The sequence below is a fragment of the Pseudomonas sp. GW821-FHT11G12 genome (genome assembly GCF_058808055.1).
In genome coordinates this window covers 48962-73644 of sequence record NZ_JBXARH010000004.1, presented here as the reverse complement: position 1 = coordinate 73644, position 24683 = coordinate 48962, and the positions used below count along the sequence as shown (strand labels likewise).

20 protein-coding genes are annotated in these 24683 nt (G+C 59.1%); 18 read left to right on the top strand and 2 right to left on the bottom strand.

From position 1 onward, the window contains the following. The first annotated feature begins 85 nt into the window (after positions 1-85). The 12 genes from AC1RR7_RS14570 (at position 86) to AC1RR7_RS14515 (ending at position 14266) form a co-directional block, all read left to right on the top strand. Positions 86-2992 carry a type VI secretion system Vgr family protein gene (locus AC1RR7_RS14570; RefSeq protein ID WP_493157831.1) on the top strand — a complete coding sequence of 969 codons (2907 nt, stop codon included), beginning with the start codon at positions 86-88 and terminating at the stop codon, positions 2990-2992. After that, positions 2989-7695: an RHS repeat-associated core domain-containing protein gene (locus AC1RR7_RS14565; protein WP_096821614.1), complete on the top strand. Its 4707-nt coding sequence runs from the start codon at positions 2989-2991 to the stop codon at positions 7693-7695. The genes AC1RR7_RS14570 and AC1RR7_RS14565 overlap by 4 nt, the downstream gene beginning before the upstream one ends. Positions 7696-7711: 16 nt before the next feature. Continuing rightward, positions 7712-8326 (top strand): Imm43 family immunity protein, encoded by a 615-nt coding sequence (locus AC1RR7_RS14560; RefSeq protein ID WP_096821615.1) that lies wholly within the window; start codon positions 7712-7714, stop codon positions 8324-8326. 187 nt (positions 8327-8513) lie between these two features. Next, positions 8514-8960: a hypothetical protein gene (locus tag AC1RR7_RS14555; RefSeq protein ID WP_493157830.1), complete on the top strand. Its 447-nt coding sequence runs from the start codon at positions 8514-8516 to the stop codon at positions 8958-8960. Between the two features lie 23 nt (positions 8961-8983). Then, positions 8984-9469: a DUF4265 domain-containing protein gene (locus AC1RR7_RS14550; RefSeq protein ID WP_208491909.1), complete on the top strand. Its 486-nt coding sequence runs from the start codon at positions 8984-8986 to the stop codon at positions 9467-9469. A 52-nt stretch (positions 9470-9521) separates the two neighbouring features. Beyond that, positions 9522-9863: an immunity protein Imm33 domain-containing protein gene (locus AC1RR7_RS14545; protein ID WP_255261940.1), complete on the top strand. Its 342-nt coding sequence runs from the start codon at positions 9522-9524 to the stop codon at positions 9861-9863. Positions 9864-9884: 21 nt separating this feature from the next. Beyond that, complete coding sequence (locus AC1RR7_RS14540) at positions 9885-10148, top strand: PAAR domain-containing protein (RefSeq protein ID WP_096821618.1); 264 nt, start codon at positions 9885-9887, stop codon at positions 10146-10148. Between the two features lie 118 nt (positions 10149-10266). Further along, on the top strand, positions 10267-10662 hold the full coding sequence (locus AC1RR7_RS14535) for a hypothetical protein (RefSeq protein WP_192560619.1): 396 nt from the start codon (positions 10267-10269) through the stop codon (positions 10660-10662). Between the two features lie 249 nt (positions 10663-10911). Continuing rightward, positions 10912-11964, top strand: coding sequence for an isopenicillin N synthase family dioxygenase (locus tag AC1RR7_RS14530; protein ID WP_493157829.1), 1053 nt, complete (start codon positions 10912-10914; stop codon positions 11962-11964). Positions 11965-11991: 27 nt separating this feature from the next. Continuing rightward, positions 11992-12801, top strand: a complete 810-nt coding sequence (locus tag AC1RR7_RS14525) for a MetQ/NlpA family ABC transporter substrate-binding protein (protein ID WP_493157828.1) — start codon at positions 11992-11994, stop codon at positions 12799-12801. Beyond that, positions 12798-13598 carry a methionine ABC transporter ATP-binding protein gene (locus tag AC1RR7_RS14520; protein WP_493157827.1) on the top strand — a complete coding sequence of 267 codons (801 nt, stop codon included), beginning with the start codon at positions 12798-12800 and terminating at the stop codon, positions 13596-13598. Before AC1RR7_RS14525 ends, AC1RR7_RS14520 begins: the two co-directional genes overlap by 4 nt. After that, positions 13595-14266 carry a methionine ABC transporter permease gene (locus AC1RR7_RS14515; RefSeq protein WP_493157826.1) on the top strand — a complete coding sequence of 224 codons (672 nt, stop codon included), beginning with the start codon at positions 13595-13597 and terminating at the stop codon, positions 14264-14266. The genes AC1RR7_RS14520 and AC1RR7_RS14515 overlap by 4 nt, the downstream gene beginning before the upstream one ends. 15 nt (positions 14267-14281) lie before the next feature. Here the strand turns inward: AC1RR7_RS14515 and AC1RR7_RS14510 are convergent, their stop codons facing one another. Continuing rightward, positions 14282-14695, bottom strand: a complete 414-nt coding sequence (locus tag AC1RR7_RS14510) for a cupin domain-containing protein (protein ID WP_096821624.1) — start codon at positions 14693-14695, stop codon at positions 14282-14284. 43 nt (positions 14696-14738) lie between these two features. Continuing rightward, positions 14739-15491: an SDR family oxidoreductase gene (locus AC1RR7_RS14505; protein ID WP_102622739.1), complete on the bottom strand. Its 753-nt coding sequence runs from the start codon at positions 15489-15491 to the stop codon at positions 14739-14741. Positions 15492-15735: 244 nt separating this feature from the next. Here AC1RR7_RS14505 and AC1RR7_RS14500 point away from each other — a divergent pair, with 244 nt between their 5' ends. The 6 genes from AC1RR7_RS14500 to AC1RR7_RS14475 all read left to right on the top strand — a co-directional run bounded on the left by AC1RR7_RS14500 (position 15736) and on the right by AC1RR7_RS14475 (position 24661). Further along, on the top strand, positions 15736-17304 hold the full coding sequence (locus AC1RR7_RS14500) for a winged helix-turn-helix domain-containing tetratricopeptide repeat protein (RefSeq protein WP_493157825.1): 1569 nt from the start codon (positions 15736-15738) through the stop codon (positions 17302-17304). Positions 17305-17547: 243 nt separating this feature from the next. Continuing rightward, positions 17548-19104, top strand: a complete 1557-nt coding sequence (locus AC1RR7_RS14495) for a sugar ABC transporter ATP-binding protein (RefSeq protein ID WP_493157824.1) — start codon at positions 17548-17550, stop codon at positions 19102-19104. Beyond that, complete coding sequence (locus tag AC1RR7_RS14490) at positions 19097-20122, top strand: ABC transporter permease (RefSeq protein WP_493157823.1); 1026 nt, start codon at positions 19097-19099, stop codon at positions 20120-20122. Before AC1RR7_RS14495 ends, AC1RR7_RS14490 begins: the two co-directional genes overlap by 8 nt. A 31-nt stretch (positions 20123-20153) precedes the next feature. Further along, positions 20154-21209 carry a substrate-binding domain-containing protein gene (locus AC1RR7_RS14485; protein ID WP_493157822.1) on the top strand — a complete coding sequence of 352 codons (1056 nt, stop codon included), beginning with the start codon at positions 20154-20156 and terminating at the stop codon, positions 21207-21209. A 9-nt stretch (positions 21210-21218) separates the two neighbouring features. Continuing rightward, positions 21219-21884 (top strand): sulfite oxidase-like oxidoreductase, encoded by a 666-nt coding sequence (locus AC1RR7_RS14480; protein ID WP_493157821.1) that lies wholly within the window; start codon positions 21219-21221, stop codon positions 21882-21884. A gap of 389 nt (positions 21885-22273) precedes the next feature. After that, positions 22274-24661, top strand: a complete 2388-nt coding sequence (locus AC1RR7_RS14475) for a TonB-dependent receptor (RefSeq protein ID WP_273538617.1) — start codon at positions 22274-22276, stop codon at positions 24659-24661. Positions 24662-24683 lie beyond the last annotated feature (22 nt).

Sequence of the window (24683 nt, the reverse complement as noted above, 5' to 3'; positions counted from 1 at the left end):
GAGGCACCTTCATTACTTAAAGAATTTTCGTTGCCAGCTCCTTTAAGCGCTGGCGACTGTCGCAGCACTGCGCGAGGAACAAGGGATGTTCTCACCGGCCAACCAGGCTCATTTCAACCTGACCATCGATGGCGCGGACAGCGATTTCCAGGTGCTGTCGTTCACCGGTCGGGAGGCCCTCAACACGCCCTTCGAATTCGAGCTGGAACTGGTCAGCGAAAAGGCCTCGATCAACCTCGAAAGCCTGCTGCACAAACTGGCGTTTCTTCAGCTGTCGCCGAGCGGCAGCGGGATTCACGGGCTGATCTACAGCATCGCCCAAGGCGAGGCGGGCAAACGACTGACCCGCTACAAGATCTCGCTGCGCCCGCAGCTTTCGTACCTCGCGCACCGTTTCAACCAGCGCATCTTCCAGCAGATGACCGTGCAACAGATCATCAGCCAGGTGCTGGAAGAGCACGGCATCCTCGCCAGCGACTATCACTTCCAGCTGAGCGCGATCTATCCCGAACGCATCTACTGCACGCAGTACGATGAAAGTGACCTGCATTTTGTCCAGCGCCTGTGTGAGGAGGAGGGGATTCACTACCACTTCCAGCACACGTCCAGCGGCCACAAACTGACTTTCGGCGATGACCAGACGGTGTTCCCGAAACTGGCGCCGGTGGCCTATCAGCAGGACTCCGGGTTGGTGGCGGACAAGCCGGTGGTCAAGCGTTTCGGCCTGCGCCTGGCGACCCGTACCAGCCGCACTACGCGGCGCGATTACGACTTCGTCAAACCGAAGATCGAGCTGGAAAGTGATGCCAAGAGCAGCGCTCAGCCGGATCTGGAAGACTACGATTATCCGGGGCGTTTCGTTGATCGCGACCGTGGCCGGCATCTGGCCAATCGTGCGCTGGAGCGTCATCGCAGCGACTATCGTCTGGCCGAAGGTAACAGCGATCAGCCGATCCTGGTCACCGGTCATTTTCTCGCCCTGACCGACCACGCCAACCCGACTTGGAATGACTTGTGGCTGCTCACCGAGATCTTCCACGAAGGCAAGCAGCCGCAAGTGCTGGAAGAGTCGGTGACCAGCGACACCACCGACAACAAAGACGATTTCCATCAGGGCTACCGCAACCGCTTCAACGCGATCCCGTGGGACGTGCCGTACCGTCCGCCGCTGGACCACCCGAAACCCAAGGTCCTCGGTTCGCAAAGCGCTGTGGTCACCGGGCCGGAAGGCGAAGAGATCTTCTGCGACCAGTACGGCCGGGTGAAGGTGCAGTTCTTCTGGGACCGCGAAGGTCAGCACGACGACAAGACCACCTGCTGGATGCGCGTGGCCTCCAGCTGGGCGGCTGAAACCTTTGGCTCGATCAACATTCCGCGGGTCGGCATGGAAGTGCTGATCACCTTCCTCGAAGGCGATCCCGACCAGCCGCTGATCACCGGTTGCCTGTACCACGGCGCCAACCTGCCACCGTACAAACTGCCGGACTTCAAGACCCTGGCCACGGTCAAGAGCAAGGAATACAAGGGCAGCCGCGCCAACGAACTGCGCATCGACGACACCACCAGCGAGATCAGCATCGCGCTGCGCAGTGACCATGGTGCGAGTGCGATCAACTTGGGTTACCTGACTCATCCGCGCCCGAGCGGTGGTCAGCCGCGCGGCGAAGGTTTCGAACTGCGCACTGACCGCCACGGTGCGGTGCGTGCCGGCGCCGGTCTGCTGATCACCACCGAACCGCGCCCGAACGAATCTAAGCACCACAAGGATCTGCCGGAAACCGCCGAGCGCCTCGCCACCGCCAGCGATCAACAGGACGGTTTCGCCACGCAGGCCAAAGAGCTGCAAGCCCAGGAAGCGGGCGACCAGGACGACGTGGCCAAGGCCTTGCACGCGCAGCACCAAGGCGTGCTCGGCTCGGGTCCGGCAAACCTCACCGCCAACGAATTCCCCGAGTTCACCGAGCCGCATCTGGTGCTCGCCAGTCCGGCCGGTATCGCCCTGACCACACCGCGCTCCAGCCACATCGCCACCGGCGAACACCTGGCGCTGAGCAGCACCGGGCACACCAGTTTTTCCGTCGGCAAACGCCTGCTGGCCAGCGCCAGTCGCGGCATGCGCCTGTTCGTGCAGAGCATGGGCTGGCGGCTGGTGGCGGCGTCCGGCGACATCGACGTCAAGGCACTGAAGGACAGCATCAACCTGCTGGCCAAACTCAACATCACCGCCAACGCCGACCGCATCACCATCACCGCCAAGACCGAACTGGTGATCCAGGGCGGCGGCAGCGCCACCACCTACAACGCCGGCGGCATCACCCACGCCACCAGCGGCCCGTACACCGCCCACGCGGCGAACTTCGCCTACACCGGGGCGAAATCCTTGGCGGGCGTGTTCCCGGAACCGCCGAAACCGGGCAAGGGCAATCTCGAATTGTTCAACCAGTACGCCGGGCGCCAAGGCATCAAGGAAGGCGATTACGAAGTCATCGATGCGCTGGGTAAAAGCATCAAAGGCAAGCTCGACGGCAAGGGTTTCGCCAGCGTCGCCGGCGCGGCACCGGGGCCGGCGCGCGTGCTGTTCGGCAAGGATCCGGCGGATACCTGGAGTGAAGGCAGCTACATCGGCAAACCGGAATGGCCGTTGAATCCGCCGGGTGCCGAAGACGTGCCGAGTCAGGTGCAGGCCATGGTGGCGCAGGCGCTGCCGAGCAAGAACTGGGATCTGTTGGAGAAGGGCAAGGAATTGGCACAGACAGGGATGGGCGCGATGCAGACCGCACAAGGCGCGATGCAAACAGCGCAGCAGGTGAAAGGCGCCGTGCAGGGCGGAGCGGCGGGGCTGCCGAAACTAGCGAGTGCGGCGATGCCGAGTGCTTCCGGGCTGCTCGGGGCGGCGAGCAAGGCGGGCAAGTTGCCGAGTCTGCCAGCACCCGCGCTACCGAAATCCTCGCTTAAAACCCCTGGGCTGATTGCAAGTGAGATGCTGTCATGACTACCGCAAGCGCAACACAAAGCCGAGAGTCTCAAGTTGCTGTCGTGCCACTGAATCAGATTCAAGTAGCGGATGTCGGACGCGATGCTGCCAAGTTCGATGCATGGCTGCAGGAAGTCAGTGGCGGTTACGTCACCCTCGAGCGAATCAAATATGTCGCCGGAGCCCTGCCGGTAGTTGGCAACATCATGGCGTTGGTCGATGTCTTGAATGACATTGCCGTTTTATCTCGAAGTGAAAAGCGCGATCCGCTGGATTGGGTCAGCCTGGGCATCGACCTTATCGGTGTAATACCTGTCCCTGCGAATATGGCTGCCGCACGCATGAGCCTTCGACCGACGCTTTACCTGGTTCGGCAGGAAATGAAGGTGGCTGGCAAGGCGCTTTTGGGCGACGCGTTGATCAACGTGATTGCCGGTCACTTGAACGCAACGATTGTTGGCGAGATTGATCACTTCGTTAAGACCGCCCAATCTGCCTTGCCTGATCTGCTGGATAAAGCCGGGCAAAAGGGTGAAGAGTTCCTCAAGCAGATTGCCACGGGATTGAACGCTGTTGTCGATGCTGAACTTGATGCCGGTGCTGACCTCAAGCGAGCAGGGAAAAAAATGGACGGTGTGGGGGGGCAACTCCTGCACGATCCCGGCAAGGCCATCAGCAATATTTTTGACGCAGCCTTCGATGTCTATAAGGCCGCGGGAAAGGGCGTAGTCAATAGCGCTGCAAAGCATCTGTTGCCTCGGGAAGCCAAGAAGCTCGTTCACGATCAAACCAAGATACTGGTTGCCATGGGGCCGGAGCTAAAGGCTCAACTGAAAAAGCTCAGTAATCCGAACATGCCGTTTTCCATCGGCGCGCTGCTGATCGTACTGACAAAGGCTGTCGAGGCCTGGAATCTGCGTAACAGGCGTGGTGTCGCCGGTCACGTGAAAGTCGGCGGAACGAGCCAGGCCAAACACAGGGCAGGTGAGGGCAGAACTGAAGTCAGGAAAACGGAAGTCCCGGCGAAGAAGAAACCCAATGCTGAAAAAAACGGTACCTGCCCGGGTACCTGCGACAGCATCAGCTTTGCAGTGGGCTCCGAAAGCATTGCTCACACGGATTTCAATTTGACCGGCCCGTTCCCGATCGAGTGGACGCGTATTTACAGCTCGGATCTGGATACCTATGACCAAGGCGATTTGGGTGCACGATGGATCACTTCGTTCACCACACGATTCGACCTCGTTGACGGTGCCTTGCAGTTCCATGATGCGGATGGCCGCAGCCATGACTATCCGCTGCCCAAAGTTGACCTGTTCCATTACGACGCGATCGAAAACCTCACGGTTGTCCGCGTTAGTGACGACAAGCTGTTGCTCTGCCGTGGTTTCGAACGCAAGGAAACCTATGTCCGTCGTGGCCAGCAGTTTCTGCTGGTCGGTGTGGAGTTGCGCAGCGGCGCCGGCATCATGCTGCATTACGAGCATCGCTACGGTGACCGGACAGTACTGTCCGACCTGATTACGTACGAGGGGGATCCGGGCAAGGTGCATCTGCACCTCGGCACGATGATTGATGGACAAGGGCGCTTGACCGGGCTCTGGGAGATCCGTGACGGTGAGCCTCTGCGTCAGCTTTGTTCCTATGTTTACGATTCGGCGGGCGATCTGGTTCAGGCACAGGATGAAAACGGTGCTGCATGGCGTTATCAGTACCAGCATCACCTGATCACCCGTTACACCGATCGCACCGGGCGCGGCATGAACCTGCAATGGCTGGGTCATGGTGCAGACGCCAAGGCAGTTCGTGAGTGGGCGGATGACGGCAGTTTCGATACCCGTCTGGAATGGGATGAAAACATTCGACTGGTGTACGTCACGGATGCGCTCGGTCATGAGACCTGGCATTACTTTGACAGTCTGGGTTACACCTACCGTATTCGGCACGCCGACGATCGTTCTGACTGGTTCTTCCGCGATAGCGCAAAAAACGTGATCCGCCACGTCCGTGCCGATGGGCGCTCGGATCGCTACAGCTATGATGAACGAAGCAATCTTCTCGAACACATTCGCACCGATGACACGGTGGTCCACTTCGCCTACGACGATCTCGACCAACTGATCAAGATCAGCGATGCCGAGGGCGGGCAATGGACAAGGGCCTATGACGACGCTGGCAACCTTGTCGAGAGCGTCGATCCACTGGGCAACAAGACCGAATACGCTTACAACCCGGCCGGGATGCCAACCTCGGTCAAAGATGCCAACGGCAATGAAAAGAAACTGGCCTACAACGCTTCCGGGCAATTGGTGGAGTACGTCGATTGTTCAGGCAAGACCAGTGCCTGGGAGTACAGCGAACGCGGCCAGATGATTTGCTTCACGGACGCTGCCGGCCACAGTACCGAATACCGATACAGTGCCGGGCAATTGACGTTGATCATGCACCCGGACAAGACCGAGGAGCGCTTCGAGCGTGATGCCGAGGGCCGATTGCTGGCCCATGTCGATGGTCTGGATCGTTGCACAACTTGGAAGTACAGCGCGGCGGGGCTGATCGCCGAGCGGGTGGATGCGCTGGAGCATGCCGTTCGTTATCGCTGGGACAAGCTCGGTCGACTGATTGCACTGGAGAACGAGAACGAACGTCGTGCTCACTTCAACTACGACCCGGTCGGTCGTTTACTTGAAGAAACAGCTTTTGACGGGCGTTCAACCCGTTATTCGTACGAGCCCGAAACCGGGCGGCTTGCGAAAATCTACAACGGTGAACATTGCGTCGAGATACGTTTTGACTCAATGAATCGTTTGATCGAACGCAGAGCGATTCTGGGTGATCAGCAGCAAAGCGAAACCTTCGATTACGACGGTAACAGCAAACTGATCATGGCTTGCAACGCCGATAGCCGCTTGCAGTGGTTCCATGATCTGGCGGGTAACATCCTGCGTGAGCATCAACACTATCTGGGCCTCGAGAGCCCGATGGTCGCCATATGGCAGCATGAGTACGATGCACTCAATCAACGCGTTGCAACCCTGCGCCCCGATGGCCACCGAGTCAGTTGGCTGACCTACGGCAGCGGCCACCTGCTGGGATTGCGTCTGGATGACCATGAACTGGCCGGATTCGAGCGTGACGATTTGCACCGTGAAGTCGCTCGCCATCAAGGAAATCATCTGTTGCAAACGCAGAAATGGGACCCGGCCGGGCGCTTGCAAGCTCAGGTGCTGGAGCGCAGTGCCGACAAATCGGTGCTGCTCAAGCGTGACTACCAATACGATGCCGCTGGTCAACTGACGGATATCAATGACAGTCGTCGGGGCCCGCTTTCCTATCGTTATGACCCTGTCGGTCGTTTGATCAATGCCGTTACGCGTATAGGGGTCGAAACCTTTGCGTTCGATCCTGCCGGGAATCTCCTGGATGAACGAGCCTTTGAAATCCGCCGGCCTCTGGACCAAGAGCCTGCGCGAAGCAAACTGCTGGATAACGTGTTGCGTGAATACGCGGGCACGAATTATGAGTACGACGAGCGCGGCAATCAGATCAAGCGCTGGAGTAACGGCAGCGTCTGCGAAATGCGATGGGACCTGTTCGATCGCCTGGTGCATTTCGAAGATGATCGTCTGTCGGTGGATTATGCATACGACCCGTTAGGTCGCCGCCTGCACAAGAACTCTCGAGCGCACTACAAGCATCGTCCAGAGGCAGGCTCTCTGTGGAACAGCAATGAACATGCACGTAAACAACGTGAGCATGACTGTGGCTTCACGATGTTCGGTTGGGATGGTGACAATCTGGCGTGGGAGAGCAGTCCCCCGCAGCTGGATGGTGATACCGGACGCACGGTTCATTACATTTACGAACCTGGTACCTACAACCCCGTGGCACAGGCGCTGAGTCAGCAGCCTGTTCGTCTGGTGCCTCAACCCGAATACGGTGACGTTTACGCGGCGGACGAGGATCCACTTTGGAATCACGCTCCGGTTCCGCCCCCGTTTGATGCGATTGCCTGGTATCAGTGTGATCACCTCGGTACACCCCAGGAAATGACCGATCAGCAAGGGAATGTGGCTTGGAGCGCTCATTACAAAGTGTGGGGGCGGGCGATTGAACAGCGCTCATCATCAGCGCTGCAGCAAGGGTTGAAAAACCCATTTCGCTTCCAGGGTCAGTATCACGACCATGAGACCGGCCTGCATTACAACCGTCACCGGTACTACGATCCAGACGTCGGTCGCTTCGTTTCTCGTGATCCGATCGGGTACGCGGGTGGTATCAACTTCTATCAATATGCAATCAGTCCGACCCAGTGGGTCGATCCGAACGGTCTTTGCAGCACTGCACTCAATCGGGCACTGGGCGGAAAAACCCATGACAAGATGCAGGCCCATCACCTGATTCCCGAGGAAGTATGGGGACGGCAGGCCAGCTTCTTCTCGGATATCGGGATGGGTGGAGAACGCGATAAAAAGGAAAACGGATTGTTGATGCCCGACAGTGCCGATCAGGCCAAGAAAACCAAGCGTGTTTTTTACCACTGTGGGTCGCATGGTAAGGTCTACAGCCCGATGGTTAACAACATGGTAACGACCGTCAGAAGCAAATATGAAGCTGGTGTGATTGACGAAGCGCAGGCGCGAACTCAGATATCCGCGATTCAGACAAGACTGAGAGCCAGTCTTTCCGTACCTGGCACAACACAGCGCAGACTTAGATAAGCAGGGAGAAGGGATTATGGAATACTTTGTGCTTTCTCAAAAAGAAGAGTCCGGTTGCCCGGTCGGATTCTTGCAGGCGGATCTATACGATAAGTTCTATTCAGATACCAAGGACGTTGAGCATGGTTTTTTTTCGTGGTACGCGGAGAAAATTCATTACAAAACGCACACGCCTTATCCAGAAGGCATGGTGCTTATTTCAAAAGACAAGCTCTATGACTTTGATATACGTAGCATTGCCCGCTTTTATATAGTCAGTGACGAATTCATGTCTGTTTGCAGCGAGATGGATGTTGCTGTTACTGATTCGGTGCCAATCAAGGTGGTTTCCAAAGCTGGAGAAAGTATTTCATCCAGAAACTACAATGCTGTTCTTTTTGAGGAACTGGATGCGCGCTCGCAAACTGACCCGGCATCGACTTTTATAGAGGAGGATGGGTTGATTTTCAGATTCAAAAAGCTTGTATTGCCAGCAGGCTTTAATCGGAATCTGTTCAAGTTCAAGGGGCTGATTTCAGGTAGTAATACGCTTATCTGTTCCAGTGAGTTCAAGAAGCTCGCGGAGGGGATCAAAGGGGTGAACTTCACTCCTCTGAAGGATGTGATCTGGTCGGGCGTGAGACCTATTTGACTGCGAGCACAGAGTTTATGAATTTTTATGTGCTTTCACAGAAAGAGGAGCAAGGCTGTCCGCCGGGATTTTACGTGCTGATCTTTTCGACAGATATTATTCCTGCACAAGAGATGTTGAATTTGGTTTTTTTCCCTGGTACGCGGAAAGGGGGAAGCCCGGGCCGCGTACCCCCTTTCCGGAGGGCATGGTTTTAATTTCCAAAGATGAAAACTATGAATTCGATATTCGAAGCGTTTCGAAATTTTTTTATGTGGTGAGTGACGAATTTTTAGCCGCCTGCAATAGCTTCAACGTGAATGTGGTTGATAGGGTCAGGATTGACGTGCTTTCGGAGGGCGGAAAACGCACTTCCTCAAAACATTACAATGCTGTGTTGTTCGATGAGTTGGATGTACGGACAAACTGCGATCCAGCCTCTACGTTTGTAGAGGAAAAGGGCAGGCCAATCAGGTTCAAAAAATTAATTCTCGGTGATGATTGGAAATTCGATCTTTTCAAGTACGGGAGACAGGTGTCAGGAAGTGATAGTCTGATCTGTTCTCAGGCGTTCAGGGATGCGGCAATCGATTTCAAGGGTATTGATTTTACCTCGTTGGAAACAGTTGTGTGGTCCGGGGTTAGGCGAATATGAACGATACAAAGCTGAGTTTTCGCATAGCCGACAAAACCAACCCTGTTCATATTAAGGTATTTGCAGGCAGCCACTCTGATGGTCCGGTATACGAGGAGCTCCCGGCTCGTCATGTAGGCGCGACAGCCTATGAACTGCTGTCCTCACCCGGGCTGGCGCTGAATATGGCTCGCGGAGACGTCATATCGATCAAAAATAAAAACACCCATGCGGTGGTGCTTGAACGAGGTGGTAACTTTTGCATTCACATCTACGCCGATTCCATTCGTGCTGCGGATATCGCTGAGCTGGAAGTCGATGTGCTGCGTGAACTGGGTGGAACGCTGGACGGCGTGTTTGAGGGCAATCTTTCGTTGGCTGTTCCAGCGAGCAACGGGATGAACAAGATCAACGAGGTTTTTGACCGATTTCGCGATAGAACCGGGATTCAATGGTATTACGCCAACATCTATCAGAACCTGGATGACGATGATGACGAGACGCTGTTGAACTGGTGGCTCGAAGGCTGACGACCCTGAACCCACAATCGAATGGAATCGGATCAACAAACAAGGAGTGGCTGTGAGCGAACATGAGCGGGTTTATCCCAGTGCTGCGCAGAACGCGATCTGTGAAAAATACGGGATGTCTGTGCTTCCTCCCGAGGAAATGGTCGCTATCGCCATCGAGTCGCTAGGGAATACACCCATTTATGGCACACGCGTTTGTTTGCCGGATGGGGGGAATGTCAGCTGGTTCATCCACGGCGGCACGCATTCAGCGGCGATTGATTTTTACCAGCCGGTTTGTATTGAACACTTACCCGAAATGCTTCCGCTGGTGATGAAATATCTGTGTTTACCCACGGGCGCCAAATTCATCATCGATACCCAAGGGTACGAAGACGTCTGGATGGCTGAGTAACCTGGTCAAAGGAGTGACAACATGAAAGACGCAATCCGCCTCGGCGACTCCACCACCCACGGTGGCAAGGTGCTCGAAGCCTTCTCCCGGACCGACCTCAACGGCAAGCCGATTGCCGGGGTCGGCCACAAGGTCAGTTGCCCGTTGTGCAAAGGGATTTTTCCGATTGCCGAGGGCAGCAGCACCTACACCGTCGATGGTGTGCCCATCGCGCTCGACGGCATGAAAACAGCCTGTGGGGCGGCGCTGATTGCCAGCGGGCCCAAAGGTGCCGTTGTCAGCTAAAACCATACTTGTACATTGATTGCCATCTTCATGACGCGGCCTTTTCGGCGCGTTTTTTGATAAGAAATGCTTCAACCAAAGCAGAGTTCAAAACCCTCCAACATTTAAAGGAATAAATATGAAGACCGCTTCTTTGATTCTCGCCATGGCAGCCGCTTTTGGCACCAGCATGCTCGCCCACGCCGAAGGGCAAGACGCCGCCACCCTGAAAGGGATATACGACAACGGCCGCAACATGTCAGGCCTGATCAAAAGCTGCGTCGACAAGGGGTTCCTGAAAGCAGATAGCACCGAGAACGCCAACAAGATGGTTGCATTCGTTGGCAACATGCCTGGCGATTTCGACAAGCGTGACGGCGACAAAAACGAACAGTTTGGCCGTAAAGGCGAAGTGTTCACGGATGGGGAATACAAGAGCCTGGAAAGCAACCTGCCGCCGAACCTCACCCTCAAACAATGGTGCGAACAGGCCGATCAAGGCATGCGCGAAGGGTTGAAGCGCGTCGGTCTGTAGCAGTCAGCCGATTCAGGACCGACGGTAACGGCAAGTCGATTGCCGCGGTCGGTCCTGAGGTCAGTGGAGCCCCCTCGATAGACAGACCTAAGCTAATGCAAAAAAGATATTTGTTCGGAGTTTTATATATCGTTTAGTTTTGATTCACAGACGAATCAAAGCATCAAACCGACAGACCCCCGATTGCCATGACGGCACACGCTGAATCGATCACAGGCTCTTCAGGTTTGATTCACACGGGAGTGAATCATGCCGCACACCTCAGACATCACCGCATTACCCATCCTCGACCTGTCCCTGCTCGACGGTACGCCGCAGCAGCGCCAGACCTTTCTCGATGACTTGCGCCACGCCGCGCGCGACGTCGGGTTTTTCTACCTGACCGGCCATGGCATCGACGCTGGCTTGCTCCAGCAAGTGCAAGACCACGCCCGCCAATTCTTTGCCTTGCCCGACAACGAGAAAACCGCCGTCGGCATGGTCAATTCCCCGCACTTTCGCGGTTACAACCGCGCCGCTTCGGAGATCACTCGCGGCCAGCCCGATCAGCGTGAACAGTTCGATCTGGGCGCCGAGCGTGACGTCTTGCCGTTGACGGCCGACAGTCCGCTGTGGGCGCGCCTGCAAGGCCCCAATCAATGGCCGGAAACGCTGCCACAACTCAAGCCGTTGCTGCTCGATTGGCAGCAAGCAATGACCCAAATGTCTTTGCGCCTGCTGCGTGCGTTTGCCCAGGCGCTCGCGCTTCCGGAAGACGCCTTCGACCAGTTGTATGGCGATAAACCCAACGAACATATCAAGTTGATTCGCTATCCCGGGCAGCCCTCGAAGGCGAGCAATCAGGGCGTCGGCGCGCACAAGGATTCGGGCTTCCTCAGCTTCCTGCTGCAAGACCAGCAGGCCGGTCTGCAAGTGGAAATCGAAGAAGGTCGCTGGATCGATGCGTTGCCTCGCGACAACACCCTGGTGGTCAACATCGGCGAGCTGCTGGAACTGGCCACCAACGGTTATCTGCGCGCCACGGTGCATCGCGTGGTTTCGCCGCCAGCGGGTAGCGAGCGCTTGTCCATCGCGTTTTTCCTCGGCGCGCAACTCGACGCGGTCGTGCCGCTGTACCCGCTGCCAGCTGTGCTGCTGCGCGAAGCGCGGGGACCGGCGAGCGATCCGCTCAATCCTTTGTTCCGTGACGTCGGCTGGAATTATTTGAAGGGCCGACTGCGCTCCCATCCCGATGTCGCGCAGCGCTTCTATGCCGATGCGTCGAATACTCAGACACCGCTTCGCAAGACCGCCAACGCCTGATTCATCACTCGCAAAAGGACTCTTCGCATGTTGAAAAAAACAGGTTTGACCCTGGCCGTCCTCGGCGCGCTGGTGACTTCATTCAGTGCTCAAGCGCTAGAGCCATTGCGCGTTGCCGCCGACCCGGTGCCACACGCACAGATCCTGGCCTACATCCAGAAAATCGATCCGCAACTGAACCTCAAGGTGATAGAAATCCCTCAGGGTGTGAACTCCAACGAGCTGTTGGTGCACGGCGATGTGGACGCCAATTACTTCCAGCATCTGCCGTATCTGCAATCCCAGGAAAAGGCCCTCGGCGAGAAACTTGCGGTGGCCGCGACGGTGCATATCGAGCCGCTGGGGATTTACTCCCATCGCCACAAAACCTTCGCCCAAGTGCCGGACAAAGGCACCGTCGCCGTACCGAACAACGTCACCAACCTGAGCCGTGCGCTGTACCTGTTGCAGGACAACGGCCTGATCAAGCTCAAGCCCGGTTTCAACGACCCGGCGGCGGATCAGGCAACGCCCAAGGACATCGCCGAAAACCCGAAACACCTGAAGATCCTCGAAATCGAATCGCCGCAACTGCCCCGCGCATTGGATGACGTGGACCTGGCAGTGATCAACGGCAACTACGCGCTGGAGGCCGGTCTGGTGCCGGCCAAGGATGCGCTGGGTCTGGAGAAGGCCGAGCACAACCCTTACGCCAACATTCTGGTGACCACGCCGAAACTGGAAAACGATCCGCGCATCCAGCAACTGGCCAAGGACCTGACTTCGCCGCAAGTCGCCAAATACATCACCGAGAACTTCAAGGGCTCGGTGATCCCGGTGGCGGACGCCAAGCCATGATCCTCGTCGAGCGGTTGAGCAAGACTTACCCGTCAGCGCCGACACCGGCGTTGGATCAGGTATCGCTGAGCATTCCCGATGGTGCGATCTACGGGATTCTCGGGCGCAGCGGCGCGGGCAAGTCGACGCTGTTGCGCTGTCTCAATCTGCTCGAACGCCCGGACTCCGGGCGGATTCTGCTGGACGGCGAAGACCTCACGGCGCTGTCCGACGGTGAGCTGCGCCGGCAACGTCAGCGCATCGGCATGATTTTTCAGGGCTTCAATCTGCTGCATTCGCGCAACGTGTTCGACAACGTCGCAGTGCCGCTGGAAATCGCCAAGGTCGCTAAACCACAGCGCCATGAACGGGTGTGGGAACTGCTGGATCTGGTGGGGTTGAGCGACAAGGCCGAAGCCTTTCCTTCGCAACTGTCCGGCGGGCAGAAGCAGCGGGTGGGGATCGCCCGGGCCCTGGCGGCACGGCCGGCGTATCTGCTGTCGGACGAAGCCACCAGCGCCCTCGACCCGGAAACCACCGCTTCGATTCTGGAGCTGTTGCGCGATATCAACCGGCAGTTGGGTTTGACCATTGTGCTGATCACCCACGAGCTGGACGTGGTCAAGTCGATCTGCGATCACGCTGCGTCCATGGCCAACGGAAGATTGGTGGAGGCGGGGCCGGTCGCCCGATTGCTGGCGACTCCGGATTCCGCGCTCGGTGCCTCGCTGCGGCCCAGTTGCGGTTTACCGCTGGGGCACGACGCGCCGGGGCTCAGTTTTCTCCGACAATACGGCGTACGGGCGGCCCACTCATGAACCGTACCGTCGACTGGAATGAAATCCTGCAACTGGTGCTCAACGCCACCGGCGAAACCCTGTACATGGTGCTGCTTGCCGGGCTGTTCACGCTGTTGATCGGCCTGCCGCTGGGCGTTTTGCTGTTCATCAGTCGCCGTCAGGGTTTGTACCCGTTGCCCCGGATCAATCGGGTACTGGGCGCAGTGATCAACCTCGGTCGGTCGCTGCCGTTCGTGGTGATGCTGATTGCCCTGATCCCGCTGACCCGGCTGGTGGTCGGCACCACGTTGGGCAGCACGGCCGCCGTGGTACCGATCACTATTGGAGCCTTTCCGTTTTTTGCGCGGATCGTCGAGAACGCCCTGGACGAAGTTGAAAAGGGCCGGATCGAAGCGATCCTCGCCATGGGGGGCGACATCCGTCATGTGATTTTCAAAGTGCTGTTGCCCGAAGCGCTACCGGCGTTGCTGGCGGGCGTCACCCTGACGCTGGTGATGCTGATTGGTTTTTCCTCCATGGCCGGCGTGATCGGTGGCGGCGGACTGGGCGATCTGGCGATCCGCTACGGCTATCAACGGTTCAACAACGAAGTGATGGTCGCCACCGTCGTGGTGCTGGTCATCCTCGTCCAGGGCGTGCAGAGCCTGGGCGATCGGCTGGTGCGATCGCTGGCTCATCGACGTTGAAGGTCGGTTGCAGGCTTACTTTTTGAGGGGCGTGACGAGCGCCGTTTCGTCGGTGTCGAGGACGAACACCGCCAGCAGGCGCGCAGGCTGGGTGTCGCTGGCGTTGGCACTCACCAGGTGCACGGAACCCGGTTCCTCGACGAAGTTTTCGCCGACGTGGTAGATCTTTTCCGGCTCGCCTTTGACTTTGATGCGGAACGAGCCTTCCAGAACCGTGGCGTAGATAAAGGCAGTTTTCGGATGAGTATGGGACGGCGATGCCGCTCCCGGCCCATATTCGACGACCACACCCCTCATGCTTTTGCCGGGGATGTTGGGAATCGGCCGATCAAAGACCACCGAGACCTTGCCGGCGGGTGGCTCGGCGGCCGATGCGGCGCTGATCGACAACGCTGCGAAAACGGCGCTCAACAAAAATCGAATAACCATGATTTTTCTCCTTGGCAAAAAGGGAAGGGAATGGCGCGAATGACTATCGCGCGGTCGACCGAGCGATCCAGTCTTCAAAACGGATGGCACCCAGGCGCGAGTGCTTGCCGGTGACCAGCGATTGATCGTCGAGCAACGTCCCGTAGTAGCGTGCATGCACGTCCGGTACGACCTTGCGGTTGTCCTGGCTCGCCTGCAGGAAGCGTCGGACCAATTCGTCCAGCGGCAGTGCTTCAGGCCCGCCGACATCCACTGAGCCGTTGAGCGGGGCGGCCAGGACGACGTCTGCCAGCGCCGCCACCACGTCGTCAGAAGCAATCGGTTGAATCAGCGCTGGTGGCACGCGAAGTTCATCGGCGACGGCAAAGGATTCAGCGATGCCACCGACAAATTCGAAAAACTGCGTGGCCCGCAGGATCGAGTAAGGCATGCCGGATGCCTTGATCAGGTTTTCCTGGGCCACCTTGGCGCGCATATAGCCGGCCTCGGGCAAGCGTTCACAACCGACAATCGACAGTGCAACGTGATGACGCACCCCGGCAGCTGCCTCGGCCGCCAGCAGGTTACGGCTCGAGGTTTCGAAGAAGTCGAGGACGGCCTGATCCTCCCACGACGGAGCATTGGCCACGTCGACCACAACATCGGTGCCGTCCATGGCGGCCGCCAGACCTTCGCGGGTGATGCTGTTGACGCCCGTGCTGGGGCTGGCGGCGAGCACGTCATGGCCGCGCTCGCGAAGAAGGTTCACCAGTTTCGAGCCGATGAGGCCGGAGCCTCCGATAACGACGATCTTCATGGGGTCTCTCCATTCCAACGACGCCAACCATTGGCGTCGTTGGAATGGAGAGTGCCGGTGCAGGGGAGAGAAGTCCTTGTGGCGACCTTGGGTTTGCCTTGTCGAACCCTTGCATTTTTGTCCAGCCAGCGCCCCGGAGTGGACGCAGTGGCGTGTTCAAGTCAGGCGTATTATCGTTCTCGACCTCTCACCATCTGTCGCCCGGGACACGGAGTTGAAGGCGCGTCGCAAAAGGACGTTCGCTGTGCCATTCACGTTTGAAGACTATGTACTGGATCAGGAACGTCGCGAGCTGACCTTGCGCGGGCAGGTCGTGGCCGTCGGCCCGCAGGTCTTCGATCTGTTGCTGCTGTTCGTCAACAACCCCGAACGCGTGCTGAGCAAGGACGAATTGCTCGGCACGGTATGGAGCGGGCGCATCGTTTCCGAATCGACGATCACCAGCCACATCAACGCCGTGCGCAAGGCTATCGGTGATACCGGCGAGGAGCAGCGTCTGCTGCGCACGGTCGCCCGCAAGGGCTATCGTTTCATTGGCCAAGTCAGTTCCGATATGACCGAGCCGGTGCCTGACACCGACGAGGGCTCAACTGCATCTCCCCGCGTATTGGCGCTGCCGGACAAACCCTCGATCACCGTCCTGCCTTTCTACAATCTGAGCGGCGATCCCGAACAGGACTACTTTGCCGACGGCGTCGTGGAGGACATCATCGCGGCCTTGTCGCGTCTGCGCTGGCTGTTCGTCATCGCACGCAATTCGAGCTTCACGTTCAAGGGGCGCACGGTCGATGCCCAAGGGGTCGGGCAGGAACTGGGCGTGCGCTATGTGCTGGAAGGCAGTGTGCGCAAATGCGGAAACCGGGTGCGCATCACCGGGCAACTGATCGACGCCATGAGCGGGGCACATATCTGGGCCGAGCGTTTCGAAGGCACCCTCGACGACATCTTCAAGCTGCAGGATCAAATCACCGAAAGTGTCGTCGGGGCCATCGCGCCACAACTGGAGCGCGCGGAGATCGAGCGCGCCAAACGCAAACCGACGGAAAGCCTGGACGCCTACGATTACTACTTGCGCGCCATGGCAAAGCTGCACAGCGGCACCCAGGAGGCCATCGAGCAGGCGCTGCCGATGTTCTACAAGACCCTCGAACTCGATCCGGAATTCGCATCGGCCTATGGCATGGCCGCCTGGTGTCACTTCTGGCGCAAGCTCAATGGCTGGATGACAGATCGGCCGGCCGAGATCGCCGAGGGCATACGCCTGGCGCGTCTGGCGGTCACGCTGGGGCGCGATGACGCTGTGGCGTTGACGCGCGGCGGACATGCGCTTGCGCACCTGGCGGGGGATGTGGACGCCGGCATCGCATTGCTCGACCGCGCGCGGCTGCTCAATCCCAATCTCGCACCCGCGTGGTTTCTTGGCGGAATCCTGCGTGCACTTCGCGGTGAAACCGCGCCGGCCATCAAGGACTTGAACCATGCTGCGCGCTTGAGCCCGCTGGACCCGGAAATGTTCAGAATGCACGTCGGCATGGCTCTGGCGCATTACTTCGCCGGGGACTTCGAGGCCTCGGCAGATTTCGCCGAAAAAGCCTTGGGCAACCTGCCCACGCTGCTGGTAGCTGCGGCGCTGGTGGCGGCCAGTCATGCGCTGGGCGGGCGTCCGGATAAAGCCCGCTGGGCGATGCAGCGTTTGCAGACGCTGAATCCGGCGTTGCGCCTTGGCCACCTCAAGGACTGGCTGCCGATTCAACGGCCCGAGGATTTTGCCCGGTTCATTGAAGGGCTTCGACTCGCGGGGTTGCCGGAGTGATGGCTTGAGTGTACCTGCTCCGATCTCGCGGACATGCACGGCGGTACCGGGCCTAAGCTAATACCAAAACGGTATTTGTTTGTTGTTTTTAAGATCGTTTAGCTTTTACTGACTCACCAATCAGACTTTCAAATAATAGAACCCTCGATTGCCATGACGGCACGCGCTGAATCGATCAAAGGCTCTGCAGAATTTTCTTGCTGATGGGCGCCACACACTGGCCCATCGACTTTAAGGATTTGTATGAGTGCGCCTGTCGCCGTGGCCTCCGAGCCGCTGATTCGTGTACGTGAACTGAGCAAGACCTTCGGCTCGAACCGCGCGCTGGATCGGGTCAGCCTGGAGATATTTCCCGCCGAAGTGGTTGCGTTGCTCGGTGCCAACGGCGCGGGCAAGTCGACGCTGGTGAAGATCCTCGCCGGCAGCCAATCGGCCGACAGTGGCGAGATTCAGGTCGACGGTCAGCCCCGGCAATTCAACTCGCCGCTATCCGCTCGGCGGGTCGGCATCGTTGCGGTTCATCAACAGATCAACGAGGGCATCGCGCCGGGATTGAGCGTGGCGGAAAACCTGTTGCTCGATGAACTGTGCCGGCCGGACGGTGACTTCTGGCTCAACCGCAAACGACTGCTGGAACGCGCCGCGAACATTGCTGCCGGGCTCGGTCTGGTGCTGCCGCTGGAACAACCGATCGAACACCTCGGCCAGGCTGAGCGGCAACTGGTGGTGCTGGCCCGCGCCTTCGCTCTGCAGCCACGGTTGCTGATTCTCGACGAACCGACAGCAGCGCTCTCGGATGCCGAAGCGCAACGCCTGTTCGGCCTGATCGACACGCTGCGCAGCCGGGGCGTGGCGATCGTTTATATCTCCCATCGCCTGTCGGATCTGCAACGGGTGGCCGACCGCGCCATCGTCCTGCGTGACGGGCAACTGGCCGGTGAATTCAGTGCCCGGCAACTGCCTCAGGCGCTGGAAGCCATGCTCGGTCAGGCGCTGGAGGCGCATGTCTATACGCCGCGAGCGGCGGGGCGCGAAGTGCTGAAGCTGCACGACGTGAAACTGCTGCCGCGCACCCGAGCCTTTGACCTGACCCTGCACGAAGGCGAAGTCGTGGTGTTGACCGGATTGCTCGGTGCCGGCAAAAGCGAGATCGCCGAAGTGCTGTTCGGTCTGCGCAAACCCTTGTCCGGATCATTGCAACTGGATGGCGCCGACTGGCAGCCGGGCTCGCCTCGGGAGGCGATCCAGAGTGGCGTGTTCTTCGCCGCCGAGGATCGCGCGAGCCAATCGCTGGTGCCGGATTTTTCATTGCGCCGAACCCTGACCCTGCCGTTCCTCGAACGCTTCACCCGTGGCGGTTTCATCCGCAACCGTGCCGAAGCGGCGGCGGTCGAGGCGCAAGTCGCAGCGCTGGGAATCAAGACCGCCGGCATCGATGTGCCGATGAGCGCGTTGTCCGGAGGCAATCAACAGAAAGTCGTGCTCGGTCGCTGGCTGCTTGGCGAGGGCAGGGTGTTGATCCTCGACGAGCCGTTTCAGGGTGTCGATGTGCGTGCCCGACGCGAGATCGGTCAGCTGCTGCGTGATAGCGCCGACGGTCGTGCCACGCTGGTGATCTGTGCGGATGTCGATGAAGCCCTGGAAATCGCCGACCGGATCCTGCTGGTACGCGATCACGCCGTGGTGGCCGAGTACCCGCGTGCCGGGCTGGATCGCGCCACCCTGGTCGCCGCGCTGGCCGGCACTGATCCAGAAAATTCTTTTGTTCAAGCCGCGCCAAGGAGTAGAGCGAGTGCCTGATTCGAGTTCCCTGTTGTCATCCTCCCCGGCAACGTCCGAGCGCTTTGTACAAGCGTTGATTCGCTACGGCCTGCTGTGGGTGCTGGCGTTGATCGTGGTGTTTTTCAGTGTCGCGGAACCAGCGTTCCTGCGGGTCGGCAACCTATTCAGCATCTTGCAGTCGGTGTCGATTGTCGCGCTGCTGGCGTTGGGCGTGACCCTCACCATGGCTGTCGGCGGGCTGGATCTGTCCATCGGTGCGGTGGCGGCCATGAGCCTGATGATCGCCAGTTACGTGATGGTGGTGCTCGGTTGGGGCGCGGTGCCGGCGGTGCTGATCAGCCTGGCTGGTGGCGCGCTGGTCGGGCTGCTCAACGGCTGGCTGATCGTGAAGATGCGCGTGCCGGACATTCTCGCAACGCTCGGCAGCATGTTCTTGGTGATCGGCGTGCAACTGATTCCCACCGGCGGACGCTCGATTGCGGTGGGCATGACCCTGCCCAATGGCGATGAAGCCGAAGGCGCGTTCAGTGCGCTGTTTCTTGCGCTTGGGCGCGGGCGGCTGTGGGACGTCGTGCCGATTCCGGTGTTGATCACGGCGGTTGTCGCGGTGGCGGTGTGGCTGTTTCTCGAACGCACGCGCATCGGCCGGTTGTTCTATGCGATTGGCGGCAACGAGCAGGCGGCGCGTCTGGCCGGTGCGCCGGTGCAGCGCTTCAAGCTGCTCGCTTATGTGCTCTCGGCGCTGCTGGCGTCGCTCGGCGGATTGTTGTTGGCGTCGCGCCTGGGGCGCGGCGATGTCAGCTCCGGCAACGGTCTGGTGCTGGACGCACTCGGCGCCGCGCTGATCGGTTTTGCCGTACTCGGCGCGAAGAAGCCCAACGCGTTCGGCACGCTGGTCGGTGCGCTGCTGGTGGCTTCGTTGCTCAACGGCCTGACCATGCTCAACGCGCCGTATTACGCGCAGGATTTCGTCAAGGGACTGGTGCTGGTGCTGGCCCTGATGTTCACCTTCGGCCTCGCGCATCGGGCGCGCTGAGCCGGTTCATTGAAGCTTCAAGGAAAGATCCATGCACGGTTCAATCAAGCAGTTCGCACGCCATTGTCTCGCTGGTGCCTTGCTCTCGGCACTGGCACTCAACGCCCAGGCCAAAGCCTTGCCGGGGGCGCCGGCACCGTTCGACAAAGGTCAGGTACAGATCGCGCTGGTGGGTTATCTGTTCTCCGGGGATTTCCCTGAAGCCTACCTGCGCGGCGTCGAGAAACAGACCGAAGCGCTGGGCGCCAACCTGCGGGTGTTCGACGCCCGGCAACAGGCGGCCAGCCAGGGCGAAATGATCGATCAGGCCGCCGACCTTGGCGTCGACGGGATCATCGTGCAACTGGGTCTGGCGGAAACTCTCAAGGGGCCGATCGACCGGGCGCTTGCCAAAGGCATCAAGGTGGTTGCGTTCGACGTCGACCTGAACACGCCACAAGTGACTCAGGTTGAGCAGGATCACCACGCGCTGGCGCGTCTGGCACTCGATCAAGCAGTCAAGGACAACGGCACCCGTTTCGACGCCGGGTACGTCTACATCAGCGGTTTCACACCGATGGAACGCCGCGACGAGATCTGGAGCCAGGTCAAGGCGAGCAATCCGGGGATCATCGAAAAGGCTCGATTTGGCACGCTCAATCCACCGATTGCCAACTCGGTGGCCGATCAGGCCAGCGCCGTGTTGCGGGCCAATCCGGGAATCAGCGTGATCTTCGCGCCGTTCGACGAGTTCGCCAAAGGCGCGAAAATCGCCGTGGACGAGGCGGGTCTGAGCAGCAAAGTGAAGATCTACAGCGCCGATATTTCCACCGCCGATATCCAGATCATGAAAGAGCCGAACAGTGCCTGGGCCGCGACGGCAGCGGTCAATCCGCAAGTGGCCGGCGCGATCAGCGTGCGCAGTCTGGCGATGTTGATCGCCGGGGAAAATCCGGGGCACAAGGTGCTGGTTCCTCCGACCCTGATCACCCGCCAGCAACTGCTGGATCTGGACGTGAAGAACGTGCGCGACCTGGGGCAGAAACTGCCGTCCTTCGGCGATACCGCCAATGTGGCGCGAGAGTCGTGGATTCCCGTGGCGAACTGAGGAACCGACATGCACGACAAGGCTGCGCGTCTGCGCAAAAGCCGTTCGCCGCAAGCCGATGTGGCGCTGGGCGAACGGCTGCCACCGGGGCAGGTGCTGACGGAGCGTTTCCCGATCCTGCACGAGGGCGAGGTGCCGGCGTATGACCTGGCGACGTGGTCGCTGCGCCTGTTCGGCACCTTGGCTAACCCGGTCGAGCTGACCTACGCCGATCTGCAAGCGCTGCCGCAACGCCAGTTGCAATGCGACATTCATTGCGTGACACGCTGGTCGAAGTTCGACACCCGCTGGAGCGGGGTGCACCTGCAGGACCTGTTGCAGGCCCTGGACATTCAACCGATATCGTCCTTCGTCATGGCCTACGCCGATCACGATTACCAGACCAACCTGCGTCTCGAAGATCTGTTGCACCCGGACAGTCTGCTGGCCACTCATTACGACGGTCAGCCGCTGACTGCGCAACATGGCTGGCCGCTACGTCTGGTGGTGGCAGGTAGGTACTTCTGGAAGAGCGCGAAATGGCTGCGCGGGCTCGAGTTCACCGATCAGGAGCAACCGGGCTTCTGGGAGCGCAACGGCTTTCATTTGCACGCTGATCCGTTCATTGAACAGCGCTTCAGCGGTGATGCGCTGGACATAGCCGAAGATGCCTGGCGGGAAAAGGATTTCGACTGACGGCATTTAACTTCGCGCCGAAAAAAAACACAGATTAAAAACGTGCTCTACAACAGCGTGGCGTGAGTTTTTGTGCGTGATTAGTTGTTCGTTAGTTGGTTGTTCATGTTGTTGCGTAAACACAAGTGTTGCTCAGGCAACACTCCGTTCGTTGGGCATAACCTAAGCGTTATTGGTTCTTTTGCGGCGGGCGACCGCTCATCTAGGATCAGTAAACAGGGGGTTCTACTAACTTTGGGGTTCTTGCACTCTAACAGTCGATAGTTGTTCGACACACTTCGCTGCCTTTCTGAACATCAAAACTACAGCAGAAATTACCGTGCACTGATTGCCGACGCTTAATGATTCGGCAGCGGCCGGTTATTAACTGCGATTCAAGGAGCTGTCACATGATTCACCGTTCCCGTTCATTACTGGCCGTCGCTGTTGTCAGTGCGATCTGGCAACTTCCCGCACAAGCCGAAGACTCTTCTGCCCGCGCTGACGATGACACACGGTTGGGTACCGTGCTGGTCACCGGCACCCGTGGCACCGCCCGGACGGTGCTGGATTCACCGGTACCGGTGGACGTGCTGACTGCCGAAGACCTGAAGACCGCCGGCGCCAGTGACGGCGAGTTGGGTCAGGCGTTGCAGACGCTGTTGCCGTCGTTCAGTTTTCCGCGTCAATCCAACTCCGGCGGTGCCGACCATGTACGTGCCGCGCAGTTGCGCGGCATGAGCCCGGATCAGGTGCTGGTGCTGGTCAACGGCAAGCGTCGGCACACCTCGGCGGTGGTCAACGACTCGTCGAAAATCGGTCGCGGCACGGCGCCGGTGGATTTCAACTCGATCCCGATCAGCGCCATCAAACGCATCGAAGTGCTGCGTGACGGCGCCGGTGCGCAGTACGGCTCCGACGCGATTGCCGGGGTGATCAACATCATCCTCGACGACGCCCCCGAGGGCGGTGAAGTGTCCACCAGCTACGGCGCCTATCACACCCATCAGGACGCCATCGGCAAAACCACCACCGACGGCCAGAACAGCGTCACCACTGCCAAGATCGGCACGCGGCTGGGCGAAGAGGGCGGCTTCATTCGTGGCGGTACCGAGTACAAGAATCGCAACCCGACCAACCGTGCCGGTTACGACGGTTTTGCCGACACACCGAACCAGCGCAACTACGTGATGGGCGATGGCATCGCACGGGACGTCAACCTCTGGTTCAACAGCGAATTGCCGCTGGCTGGCGGCAAGGCTTATTCGTTTGGTACCTACAACCAGCGGCACACTACAGGTGCCGAGTTTTATCGCTATCCGTCCGAGCAGCCGCAGTTCTACCCCAACGGTTATTTGCCGCAGTCGATCGGCGACAACAAGGACATCTCCGCCACGGCCGGTTTCAAAGGCCTGATCGGCGACGACTGGGACTTCGACAGCAGCGTCACCCACGGTCGCAACCGTTTCGATGGAGCCACCCGGCGCACCCTCAACGTCAGCCTGGGCGAAGACTCGCCGACCCGATTCGACACCGGCGATTACGAGTTGCGCCAGACCACCGCCAACCTCGATTTCAGCCGTGAACTGCGGCTGGGCGGACGCTCCTTCGTCCTCGCGCTCGGCAGCGAATACCGCTACGAAAACTACCTGACCTACGCCGGTGACGAGGCCTCTTACATCGGCTCCGGTGCAGACGGCGCCAACGGTTTGCGCCCGAGTGAAGAGTCGGACCTGGACCGCAACGTGTTCGGTACCTACGCCGAATTGTCCGGTGATCTCACCGACCGTTTCTTCGTCGATGCCGCCACGCGTTGGGAGCATTACGACGACGCCGGCAGCAAACTCACCGGCAAGCTCAGTGGTCGCTACAAGTTGACCGAGCAGTGGGCGTTGCGCGGTGCGATATCGAACAACTTCCGTGCGCCATCGCTGGCGCAAAGTGGCTTCCAGAGCACCACCAGCAACTTCGGCGACGGCGGCACGCTCACCGACATTCGCGTGCTCTCGGTCAACGACCCGATCGCCCGTGCCCTCGGTGCGCAGAAGCTCGATCCGGAAACTTCGAAGAACTACAGCCTCGGCCTGACGTTCCAGTTGAACGAACGTTTCGACGCGTCGCTCGACGTGTTCCGCATCGACGTCAAGGATCGCATCACGCTCTCGCAACGCATCGGCAGCGACGCGCTGGAAAGCTACATCAATGACAACTTCGGCGTGGCGGGCGTCCACGATGTGAACTTCTTCACCAACGCCGCCGACACCAGCACCCACGGCGCCGAACTGGTGCTCAACTATCACCAGCCGTTCTACGAAGGGCAACTGGGCCTGACCACCGCGTACACCTACAACCACACCAAAGTCACCAGCACCAAGGGCACTCCGTCGCAACTGACCGCGTTGGGAATCGGCAACGATGCACTGGTCGGCGTCGAGGAAACCAACACCCTCACCGATGCGGCACCGAAGGATCGCTTCGTGTTTTCTGCCAACTGGGCCAGCGAACATTGGGGTTTGCTCGGCCGTCTGACTCGTCAGGGCGAGACCACCCGGGTGTTCGATTTCGGCGATTCGCAGCCTGAGCAAACCTATGGCGCGGTGTGGCAACTGGATGCCGAGGTGACCTACAAATTCACCCCGAAATTCAGCATCGCCCTGGGCGGCAACAACCTGACCGACAACTACCCGGAACGCTCCGGCTCGGCCATCAACTACGGCGGCAACCTGCCGTACGACGTGCTGTCGCCGATCGGCACCAACGGCGCTTACTACTACGCCACCGCCACCTACGGCTTCTGAGTCTTGCCGCCAAGGATGGCGG

What these genes read in the sequence shown, in the direction of transcription:
- AC1RR7_RS14570 (WP_493157831.1), top strand. Translation starts at nt 86, where the DNA reads ATGTTCTCACCGGCCAACCAGGCTCATTTCAACCTGACCATCGATGGC.
- AC1RR7_RS14565 (WP_096821614.1), top strand. Translation starts at nt 2,989, where the DNA reads ATGACTACCGCAAGCGCAACACAAAGCCGAGAGTCTCAAGTTGCTGTC.
- AC1RR7_RS14560 (WP_096821615.1), top strand. Translation starts at nt 7,712, where the DNA reads ATGGAATACTTTGTGCTTTCTCAAAAAGAAGAGTCCGGTTGCCCGGTC.
- AC1RR7_RS14555 (WP_493157830.1), top strand. Translation starts at nt 8,514, where the DNA reads ATGGTTTTAATTTCCAAAGATGAAAACTATGAATTCGATATTCGAAGC.
- AC1RR7_RS14540 (WP_096821618.1), top strand. Translation starts at nt 9,885, where the DNA reads ATGAAAGACGCAATCCGCCTCGGCGACTCCACCACCCACGGTGGCAAG.
- AC1RR7_RS14535 (WP_192560619.1), top strand. Translation starts at nt 10,267, where the DNA reads ATGAAGACCGCTTCTTTGATTCTCGCCATGGCAGCCGCTTTTGGCACC.
- AC1RR7_RS14530 (WP_493157829.1), top strand. Translation starts at nt 10,912, where the DNA reads ATGCCGCACACCTCAGACATCACCGCATTACCCATCCTCGACCTGTCC.
- AC1RR7_RS14525 (WP_493157828.1), top strand. Translation starts at nt 11,992, where the DNA reads ATGTTGAAAAAAACAGGTTTGACCCTGGCCGTCCTCGGCGCGCTGGTG.
- AC1RR7_RS14520 (WP_493157827.1), top strand. Translation starts at nt 12,798, where the DNA reads ATGATCCTCGTCGAGCGGTTGAGCAAGACTTACCCGTCAGCGCCGACA.
- AC1RR7_RS14515 (WP_493157826.1), top strand. Translation starts at nt 13,595, where the DNA reads ATGAACCGTACCGTCGACTGGAATGAAATCCTGCAACTGGTGCTCAAC.
- AC1RR7_RS14510 (WP_096821624.1), bottom strand. Translation starts at nt 14,695, where the DNA reads ATGGTTATTCGATTTTTGTTGAGCGCCGTTTTCGCAGCGTTGTCGATC.
- AC1RR7_RS14505 (WP_102622739.1), bottom strand. Translation starts at nt 15,491, where the DNA reads ATGAAGATCGTCGTTATCGGAGGCTCCGGCCTCATCGGCTCGAAACTG.
- AC1RR7_RS14495 (WP_493157824.1), top strand. Translation starts at nt 17,548, where the DNA reads ATGAGTGCGCCTGTCGCCGTGGCCTCCGAGCCGCTGATTCGTGTACGT.
- AC1RR7_RS14485 (WP_493157822.1), top strand. Translation starts at nt 20,154, where the DNA reads ATGCACGGTTCAATCAAGCAGTTCGCACGCCATTGTCTCGCTGGTGCC.
- AC1RR7_RS14480 (WP_493157821.1), top strand. Translation starts at nt 21,219, where the DNA reads ATGCACGACAAGGCTGCGCGTCTGCGCAAAAGCCGTTCGCCGCAAGCC.
- AC1RR7_RS14475 (WP_273538617.1), top strand. Translation starts at nt 22,274, where the DNA reads ATGATTCACCGTTCCCGTTCATTACTGGCCGTCGCTGTTGTCAGTGCG.